Genomic DNA, 9,059 nt, shown 5'->3' on the forward strand with positions numbered 1-9,059 from the left:
GAGAGAGCCCCACCCCACGGAGCAACGCCATACCCCACCCCTAGTCACCTACGCCCGGCACACCGTCAGAGGGCCGGGACACCGCCCCCGTTGAGGTAAGTGAGTATCACGGCGGTCTGACAACCGCACATTCGTTTGGGGAAGGGGCGGGTCGGTCAGGCCGGACGCCCCACGACGGGACGCCGCGAAACAGCCGATCGGGTCGGTTTTTTGGTTTAGGCTTGCTGTCCCGGTTCCCGGGGCGGACGGTTTCGACGCGCCGGCCTCCGGGCTGCCGTGCGGTCGGCACCGAGGGAGAGGACGGCAGATCCGTGACGGTCGAGTACAGCCTGACCGACGCCGAACACCTCCCGTACGTCATGCACGGTCTGCTCCAGGTGCACCGCGAGAGCGGCGGCGACACCGGGTTCGAGGAGCGCCTGGCCGAGGCCGCCGCCGAGCCGGGCTGGACGGCGGCCATCGGCTACGAGAACGGCGAGGCCGTCGGCTACTGCCACGGCTTCTCGCTGGCGGCGGACACCGACTGGTGGTCCGGCCTGATCGTGCCGCTGCCGGAGTACGTGACGTGGGAGACCGGGCGGCGGACGGCGGTCCTGGACGAGATCGCGGTACGCGAGGCCTGGCGCGGCACGGGTGTGGCCGCGCAACTCCACGAGGTGTGGCTGTCGCTGCGCCCGGAGGAGCGCGTGACGCTTCTCGTGGACTCCGCGGCGGGCGGCGGGGCGCTCCAGTCCGCGTGCGAGGCGTGGGGGTACCGAAGAGTCGCCGACCGCAGGGAGTCGCGCGAGTCCACGGTGTACACGACGATGATCCGCCCGGTACGGCGCCCCTGACCGACCGTGCCCGGGCCGGGTTACCCTCGGCCGCCCCCTGTCGCCATCAGCGCCTCACCGCTCGCCTCACCGGTCGGCGTCCCCGTAAAGACCGAGCCGCTCCAGCGCGCGGATCGCCCGGTAGTCCCTCTCGATCGCCTCGCGGGAGGCCGCGGCCAGGACGAGCACGCCGGGGCACGTGGCGCGGTCGACCGTACGCCGTACGCGGGCACCTGGCGTCAGTGCCCCCTCCGTGGCGACCACCGTGGGCAGGGAGTCGAGGACGCCCAGAAGGCGGCCGTCGAGGAACCCGTCGCGCGGGGCCACCAGCGATACGCGGGACACATGCCGGTACGCGCGCGTCGAGGGCGCGAGCCGCCCGGTGGCGACGGCCTGGACGGTGGCCCGCACATGGTCGATGCCCGTGGCCCGTGCCACGAGCTCCTCCACCGGTGTGGTGCGCGCGAACGCCTGCGCGGACAGCAGGGTGGGTCCGTGCTCGGCGGAGAAGGCGATCCGGCAGCGGGCCGCGCCCGCCCGTACGCCCAGTACGTCCAGGGCCCGCCCCGCGTACCGCAGCAGAGCGCGGCCGAGCACGCTGTGCGTATCCACGAGGTCGGAACGGCCGTGTACGCCCTGGCCGGTGCGCAGTTCGGACCAGAGCGCCACGACCGCGCGCTGCCCCGAACCGGGGACGGAGACGGTGTGGGCGACGAACTGCTGGCCCGGCACCACTTCCTGAATGACGAGGTCGGCGCTTCCGCTCTCGTGGAGGGCGGCAGCGCGCAGCCGCGGCCAGGCGGAGCGGATCTCGGCAGTGCTGGTGCACACGGCCGGAGGCGCGGTCACCGCGCTGTCCGCCGCGGCGAGCGCATAGGCGGGCAGGTCGCGGAGCTCCGCCCAGCGCAGCGCCGCCGTCAGGCTGCCGGTGTGCAGGCCGCGCGGGGCGGCAAGCCCGCTGTCCCGCAGGGCCGCGGCCTGGACGGCCCGGTCGGTCCGCAGTACGGACGTCGTGGCCAAGTTGCCCGCGATGCCCAGCATGTGGGCCAGCTGCTCGGCCAGGCCCACACCGGGTCCACTGCCCGGCACGATCGCGCCGACCTGCCGGGCGCGCAGCTCGCACGCGGTGCGGCGCAGGGTGTCGTGCCGGATCTCCTCCCGGTGGCCGGTCGCAGCGGTGCGGGCGCGGTGCGCCGGGGGCAGGGCCTCGGGGGACAGGCTGACGGCGATGCTCGCCCACTCCGGGCCGGTGTACCGGGCGGCGGAGGCGCTGTCACCGCCGGGAGCGACGACGGCAACGGTCGGCGGCGAGACGGAAGAAGGGGACAGTGAGCGGGCGGGCGAGGAGAAGGACACGGCGAGGCTCCGGAACGGACGGGGGCCCGCGTCATCGTGCGGGCTGAGGGCGAGTCGAGTCGAGTCGGGGAAGTTTTTTGGGGTGGGGGGAAGGCGGGCGCATGGAGGCACCCGGCGTCCGAGCCGTCGCGGGCAGGCGGGGCGAGGGGGCGCCGCCGGTCATGGGCGGCGCCCCCCTTCCGGGGCCGAGGCGCCCGTGGAGGGCGGCGGGCGTACGGCGGCTCGTCGCCACGCTCTCGGCCGGTCCCGGCCGGCGAAGGGACGTGTACCGGCGGGACCTCTCAGGGGTGGTAGCGGTGGCCCGACGGCGGGCCGGAACCGGTACGCGGGCGGGCCGGGTCGTGGACCCGCGTCACCGCGTCACCGCGTCATGGCGTCTTCGGGTCCGGATCGGGAGGGTGCGTGGCGGCGCACGAGGGACTCCCCTCGGTCATGGGGAGCTCGTGCACACCGACGGCGCATGTGCCAGCTGCGTGAGGCGAGGGGGTCGCGTACGTACGTCCTGGGCAGGGCCATCAGCGAGGGCGATCCACCGCACACCGAGCACCGCACACCAAGCACCGGTCAATGTGTCCCGTGGCGCGTGCTGCCCAGGTCACCGTCTGGCGCGTCTGCCCCGTCTCGCCGCGCAGGACGTTTGTGCCGCACGCGCTCTGCGGTGTGCGCCCCCGACTGCCACGACGTGGCGGTGGATGGCCCTCGGTCCGATGCCCATGCTCCGGGTGCCGCCGGTCCCCCGGACCGGACGGCCGTGCGTCTGTGCCATGCTCCACTCCCCGTCTTGGCCGGCGGGCCCCCGAATTCGTCACCGCCGGTCCGAACCCTGCTCAAAGTCACCACCTCCGCGCCGGAACCCGCGGAACCGCTGCGCGCCCGGCGGGAGGTGGATCGGTATGCGGTTGTCGCCGGGCGTTCAAGTGCAACTGCCCCGGCCCCGGATGACAGCTCCGCGACCTGATGGTGTTTCATCCTGAGGGACCGGCGATCATTTAACAACGGGAAGTTAATCTCCCGTATTACGGTATCTGATATTTAATATTCAACTACATTGCTCTGGGGGAGGGCACGTGAATCAACAGGTCATCCAGCAGTTAATGCGGGCCCGCAGGGAAGCGCTCCGGCCGGAGGAGGCGGGACTGCCGCCCCGGCCCGCGGCGGGCCGCCGGGGGCCGCGGGTCAGGGGACTGAGTCAGACGGACGTCGACTTCCTGATGCGCAAGGGCGTCGGCACCTACCAGAAGGTCGAGTCGGGTGCCCTGCGTCCCACACCCGCCTACCTCCTGGAACTGGCCAGGGTGCTCAGGTTCAAGGACAGCGAGTACATCTATGCCCATCTGGAGTACTTCGGGACGGAGCCGTCCCTTCCGCTCCACCCGGCCGCCGAACCGGATCTGCTGCCCTCCTGGCAGCAGGTACTGGACGGCCAGCGGGAGATGGCGTACATCACGGACTTCCGCTACAACCTGCGTTTCCACAACGAGCCGTTCGCCCAGATGTTCCCGCGCGGGGAGCCGCCGGAGAACACCATGGCCTGGATGCTGCTGGACCGCGAGGCGCGGGAGTTCACGCTGATGGACTGGGGGTCCGTGTGGCTGCCCGCCCTGGTCCCGGCGCTGCGGGCCTCGCTGGCCGCCCATCCCGACGACCCCGTTCTGCTGGGCATCCGCGAGGGGCTGATGGACGACCCGTGGACGCGCCGCCACTACCAGGAGAGCGGCAGCGCGAAGATCCACCCGGACGGCGACCGGCGACCGCTGCGCCACGCCATTCTCGGGGAGGGCCACGTCACCATGATGCTCAGCCAGTTCCCGAACCCGTCCGGAGCGCGCTATACGACCCTGCTCTTCGATCGGGCGGAGACCGTGAACTGACGCGCGCCCGTGGCGCCGACGACTGTTTTCGGACGTAATTCAGCAGACCGGAATCCAGCCGGTACACCTGTGCCCTGTGGCGATTACCCCAGGGCACGGCCGGCCGGTGAGCCGGCCGGACGAGGAAAGAATGCGCTCATGAGCTTGCCCCCTGCACTCACCCGCATAGCCGACGGAATCCACGCCTGGGTTCCGCAGAAGAACGGGACCTGGGGTTTCGCCAACTGCCTGGTCATCGCCTCCGGTACGGAGGCCGCTCTGGTCGACACTCCCTACGACGGCCCCCTGACCCGCACCCTCATGGCGGCGGCCACGGCCGTCCTGCCCGAGGGAGCCCGGGTGCGCACCATCGTCAACACGCACGCCAACGGCGACCACACCTTCGGCAACGCCTTCTTCCCGGGCGCCGAGATCATCAGCACCCGGGCCAGCCTGGACCACCTCTGCCTGGAGCCGGACCCGGAGGCGATGCACCTCCTCACCCACACCACCCCCGCCGACGAGCCGCTCGGCTGGTACATGCGCAAGCATTTCGGCCATTACCGTTACGACGGCCTCCAACTGCGCCCGCCCACCCGGACCTTCACCGGCCGGCACACGCTCCACGTCGGAACGGTTCCCGTGGAGCTCATCGAGGTCGGCCCGGCACACACCGTCGGCGACCTGATCGTCCACCTCCCCGAGCAGGCCACCGTCTGCGCCGGCGACATCCTCTTCGTCGGCGACCACCCCGTGCACTGGGAGGGCCCGCTCTCCCGCGTCGCGCGGGCATGCGAGACCATCCTGGCCCTGAACCCCCGTACCGTCGTACCCGGCCACGGTCCCATCGTCGGTCCGGAGGGGGTCCGCGACCACCTCACCTACCTCCGCGACCTGGAGACCCTCATCCACGCCGGCCACGCCGCCGGCCGGAGCGCGCGGACGACCGCCGAGGCCATCATCGAGTCGGGCTTCCACTCCCACCTGGGCCTGCCGGAACGTCTGCTGATCCAGACGGCCGTCGAATACCGCCACCTGGACGAGGACACCTCGGCCCCCGACCTGATCGCGCTCGCGAGGGAGGCCGCCCAGTGGGCCTTCGACCGACGCCCCGACTCACCGGCGCCCGACGCCGTTCCGGCGCGCCACGCCCCGGAGCCGGACGTTTGGGCGCGCCGCCACGACCACGCTAGGAGTGTTTGATCGTCTGGCCTTCGGGGACCTGGTAGCAGCCCGATACGACTTCGATGGCGAGGCTCGGGACGTCGTCCTTGCTGTACGCCACGATCGAGACGCTCATCTTCTTGGCGTCGTTGTCGGCGACGAGATTGAGGTTCTTGTTCGGGCTGTTGTCCCGGTACTCGTCCTTCAGCACCCAACCACCGGTGCTGAGCTTCTCCTTGAGGTGCTTCATGGCGACGTCGTTGTCCGCGGCGGACGTCGGGGCGAAGTTCCACGGGTGGTACACCTGGAAGTACTTCTCCGGATCCCTGCCCGGGCACGCCTTGACGCCGGGCCCGGGCTCCGAGGCCTTGCCGGGCACCCCGGTGAATTCGTAGACCTGGCTGGACACCGCCTTCACGGCGGCGACCGCGTCATCGGTGCCGGCTGTGCCCGCGAGGGGGATCGTCGAGGTGTCGTCGTCGCTCATGCCACATCCACTGAGAAGAAGGCCGGTCAGTACGAGGGGGAACAGGGCGCTGCCCGGACGGCGTCGCCGGCGAGCAGCGGGGAGCGGTGCGCGGAGCATGCGGGTCCTTGGTGAAGTGCGTGGGGGCCGGTGACGGCCCGGACGGTGGGCGTTGTACGGCTCGGTGGTGCCCGGCGTCATCGGGGAGCGGTGACGTTGTCGTACTTGCCGACCACGACCAGCGCCTGGTTCTTCAGGGCCGTCGTGTCCCGGTCCCAGTACTCACTGTGGCCGTGCGCTCCCTTCGTCGCCGACGGGCCGCTGCCCTCGGGGTCCGTGTTCATCTGGTTCGCGCCGAAGGCCTCGTCGCTGGGGATGAGGAACACGCCGCCGCCCATCTTCCACGAGCTGCCGCCGTGACCCCAGCGGCCGATGTCCGGCACCTTGTCGCCATCGGCCTCCTCGTTCCATACGTGCCCCTTGGGGACGTCCATTTCGTCGGCCGAGCCCACCTTGACCCCCGGGCTGCCCGCGAAGATGACGTCGTCCGCGTTGAGGTCGCCCTTCTGGGCCGCCGCCCCGATGAGGGTGGTGCCGTAGGAGTGCCCGATGGCCGTACGGTGCGGCTCACCGGGAGCACTGTACGAAGCGTCGAGGCCGTCCATGAACTTCCGGTAGGCAGGCGCGCCGTCATAGGCGTAATGCTCGAACGGCGAGTCTTTGACGATGTCCTGCGGGGCGTCGTAGCCGAGCCAGGCGATGGTCGACACGGACGCGTCGGGTGTCACCCGCTGCGTCTGGCGCCACAGCTCCGTCGTCCGGTCGATACTGCCCCCGAATCCCTCCAGGTTCGACGTCGTGCCCGGCACGTACACCGCCTGATGCCGTGCCGTGTCCGGGTTCCCGTTGGCCACGATGGCCCGCCCATGGCCCTCGGGGCTGAAGCCGAGCAGGTACGCCTCGGGCAACCCCTCCGTCCCCGTCTGGTCGAACCGCTTCTGGATGGCGCCCATGCCCTTGAGGGACGATTCCAGGTGGCGGTACCGGTCCCCGTACTTCTTGTCCCAGTCCATCCATTCGTCGGTGTGCACCTTGGAGGGGAACATCCCGGCGGTGATCCACGTCCACTCGTTGGCCGGGGGTTTGGGGATGCCGTTCAGTTCCGTCTGGTACTGGCCGCGCCGCTCGTCGAAGACCATGCGGTTGGCCTCGTCGCGGACCGTGGCCGGCAGGCCGTCGAGGGTGCCGACGGTGTCGGGGTGCAGTGCGGTCCAGGCGGCCTGCTGGTCGGGGCTGAGGTGCTTCCACCAGTCCGCGTTGGCCTTGGGGCTGCCGTCCTTGGGGGGCTGGGGGAGGGAGTCCAGGTAGTGCTTGCCCGCTGCCTGGACAGCCTCGGTGTCCTTGGCGACGTCCGCCCAGTCGCCGTCGGAGACGACCAGGTCGTCGTCGGCCTTGAGCTTGCGCAGTTGCGGCGCCCACTTCTGGTCCGTGTCGGTGGCCTCTTTGAGGGCCTCGGCGATACGGTTCGCTATATCCTGCGCGATCTTGTAGTTGGGGTTGGGGTCGAGGTTGCGCGCCTGCTCCTGGATCGCGGCGGCCGGCCCGGTGAGGGAGTTGCTGCTACTGGCGGAGCCGGGTCCCGGTGGTGCCCCGCCCGGGTTCTGGCCCGCCGCCGGATAGCTGACCGACCCGTCCGCGCCCACCGTGAACTTGTGCTCGGCCGCCTCGGACAGCGCCCGGTTCAGTTTGTCCTGTGCGGGGCGCATGTCGGCGGCGAACGCGGTCAGGGCGGTGGCGGCGAGGCCGCACTCGACCTGTACGTAGTGGAAGTCCTTGGCGACCTCGCGCAGCTGGCCCACCGCCGCGTCGGCCGCCGCTCCCTTGAGGGCCTTCTGCATCTGGGCGGTGATCCGCTGTTCCAGCGCGTCCTTGGCACCACTGGCCATGTCGCTGGAAGTGCGGTATCCGTTCGCCGCTTCCTCGAACTCGTGCAGCTTCAGCGTCTTCAGCGTCTCGATGTCCACGGCTCAGGTCACTTTCCCCCGCCACCGACGGCCGGGGTGTCCTGGTACTGCTTGCCCAGCTCCACGAAGAGGCCCCTGATGTTGTCGTCGGTCAGGAGCAGGTCGTTGCCCGCCCGCTCCAGCCTGCCCTGGAGGGCTGTGCACCGGCCGGACAGTTTGTCGAGGTAGGTCTTCCAGCTCTGGTAGACCTCGGCCTGCGCCGCGGCGCTCTCCACCCCGCCACCGGTGGCCAGCCCCTGCTGGCCCGTCTCCAGGGCGGTGAGCGCCTTCTTCACGTCGCCGCTCAGCCCGCCGACGGCACTCCCGGCCGCCGTCCAGGCGGCCTTGCTGGACTGCACGTCCCCGTTGCCGCCACCACCGCCGTCATCGGCATGGGCCAGGCGCATGCCGCCCCCGCCGCCCGGAGGACCGCTCTTGAGCCGCGCCCACTCGTCCGCGAAGGACCCCACCCGTTCCACCGTTCCCCCTTTGATCCCACCCGTCTCGTACGTCACTGCGGCTCTGCGCCGCCGTCAGGCTACAAGGAGCGGAACGGGGGCTCGTGAGTACCCGTACTCAGATGCCGGTTTCGGCGGGGGCGGGGGTCCGCTATAGTAGATCTTGAGCTTGCGCCGCGAACGAGCGGTGGCAGGACCGGCGTTGGTGGTCCAAGGAAAGGCGCCCCACTTCCTGTGGGGAGATGCAGGTGCAAGGCCTGCCCAGCGCTCGATGGAGAAGGGCCCGGGTTCCCGTAGTCACTACGGGGCCAGGGCCCTTCTCCGTGCTGTCCGTGGGGCCCGGCCGTGGGGTCTCAGGCGATCCCGTAGATCCGGAACGCGTACAGGGCCGGCACGGGGCAGGCGAGGGCGCCGAGCAGGAGCAGGCGGCTCGCCGGTGCCAGGCGGCGGACTCCGGGAGCGAAGGCCAGCGCGCCGAGCGCCGCGGCTGCGCCGAGGACGGTCCCGAAGTAGGTCAGGACGAAGTCCCGGACGGGCGCGCCGTCCGCGGCGCCCCAGAGCGCCGCCATGCCGACCACCAAGGTCAGCAGGGCGAGCGAGGCGAGCGTCATACCCCATACCGCGGCGGCGAGTCCGATGACGACGGCCTGCCCGGGGCGGGGACGGGGCCGCGGCGGCCGGTAGGGGCCGTACAGGGTCGCGTAAGTGGTGGGGTTCACAGGGGTTTCCATTTCCGTCGCCTCGGTTTTCGGGTCCGGGACGATCCTCGTGCCGGGGCGCCGCCGGGGCATGCGCGCGCCTACTCATCTCGCGCGCGGGCCCCTACTCAGCCCATGGGGCCCGCGTGGTGGCCGGCGCAGTGGCACGTACCCGTACCCACGGGTCTCGGCTCAGCGGTCCGGAGCCACTCGCGCGGCAGCCCGCGCAAGGGCCCGCCGCCCCCGGAAAAC

The 9,059-nt window shown here is 71.1% G+C and carries 8 protein-coding genes; 3 read left to right on the forward strand and 5 right to left on the reverse strand.

Translation table 11 applies throughout. The annotated features are described in order from the left end of the window. Positions 1-311: 311 nt before the first annotated feature. Complete coding sequence (locus tag ACJA3G_RS22100; protein ID WP_406554758.1) at positions 312-833, forward strand: GNAT family N-acetyltransferase; 522 nt, start codon at positions 312-314, stop codon at positions 831-833. A gap of 66 nt (positions 834-899) precedes the next feature. On the opposite strand, the gene ACJA3G_RS22105 is transcribed toward ACJA3G_RS22100, so the two are convergent. Next, the gene (locus ACJA3G_RS22105) at positions 900-2,168 is read right to left on the reverse strand and encodes a hypothetical protein (RefSeq protein ID WP_406554759.1); all 1,269 of its coding nucleotides are present in this window, start codon (positions 2,166-2,168) and stop codon (positions 900-902) included. 1,094 nt (positions 2,169-3,262) lie between these two features. Here ACJA3G_RS22105 and ACJA3G_RS22110 point away from each other — a divergent pair. Next, a complete protein-coding gene (locus ACJA3G_RS22110; RefSeq protein WP_406554760.1) occupies positions 3,263-4,039 on the forward strand; it encodes a helix-turn-helix domain-containing protein in 777 nt (258 codons plus the stop codon). A gap of 138 nt (positions 4,040-4,177) precedes the next feature. Then, positions 4,178-5,221, forward strand: a complete 1,044-nt coding sequence (locus ACJA3G_RS22115) for an MBL fold metallo-hydrolase (RefSeq protein WP_406554761.1) — start codon at positions 4,178-4,180, stop codon at positions 5,219-5,221. Here the strand turns inward: ACJA3G_RS22115 and ACJA3G_RS22120 are convergent. From ACJA3G_RS22120 to ACJA3G_RS22135, 4 genes are all read right to left on the reverse strand, one after another. Then, complete coding sequence (locus ACJA3G_RS22120; RefSeq protein WP_406554762.1) at positions 5,208-5,669, reverse strand: hypothetical protein; 462 nt, start codon at positions 5,667-5,669, stop codon at positions 5,208-5,210. The genes ACJA3G_RS22115 and ACJA3G_RS22120 overlap by 14 nt on opposite strands. A 176-nt stretch (positions 5,670-5,845) precedes the next feature. Beyond that, positions 5,846-7,672, reverse strand: coding sequence for an alpha/beta hydrolase (locus tag ACJA3G_RS22125; protein ID WP_406554763.1), 1,827 nt, complete (start codon positions 7,670-7,672; stop codon positions 5,846-5,848). Positions 7,673-7,680: 8 nt separating this feature from the next. Continuing rightward, the gene (locus tag ACJA3G_RS22130; protein WP_406554764.1) at positions 7,681-8,130 is read right to left on the reverse strand and encodes a hypothetical protein; all 450 of its coding nucleotides are present in this window, start codon (positions 8,128-8,130) and stop codon (positions 7,681-7,683) included. A gap of 332 nt (positions 8,131-8,462) precedes the next feature. Then, positions 8,463-8,828 (reverse strand): hypothetical protein, encoded by a 366-nt coding sequence (locus ACJA3G_RS22135; RefSeq protein ID WP_406554765.1) that lies wholly within the window; start codon positions 8,826-8,828, stop codon positions 8,463-8,465. Between the last annotated feature and the right edge of the window lie 231 nt (positions 8,829-9,059).

The organism is Streptomyces sp. YS-3, assembly GCF_045257485.1.
Classification (GTDB): Bacteria; Actinomycetota; Actinomycetes; order Streptomycetales; family Streptomycetaceae; genus Streptomyces.

What these genes read in the sequence shown, in the direction of transcription:
- ACJA3G_RS22110 (WP_406554760.1), top strand. Translation starts at nt 3,263, where the DNA reads ATGCGGGCCCGCAGGGAAGCGCTCCGGCCGGAGGAGGCGGGACTGCCG.
- ACJA3G_RS22115 (WP_406554761.1), top strand. Translation starts at nt 4,178, where the DNA reads ATGAGCTTGCCCCCTGCACTCACCCGCATAGCCGACGGAATCCACGCC.
- ACJA3G_RS22120 (WP_406554762.1), bottom strand. Translation starts at nt 5,669, where the DNA reads ATGAGCGACGACGACACCTCGACGATCCCCCTCGCGGGCACAGCCGGC.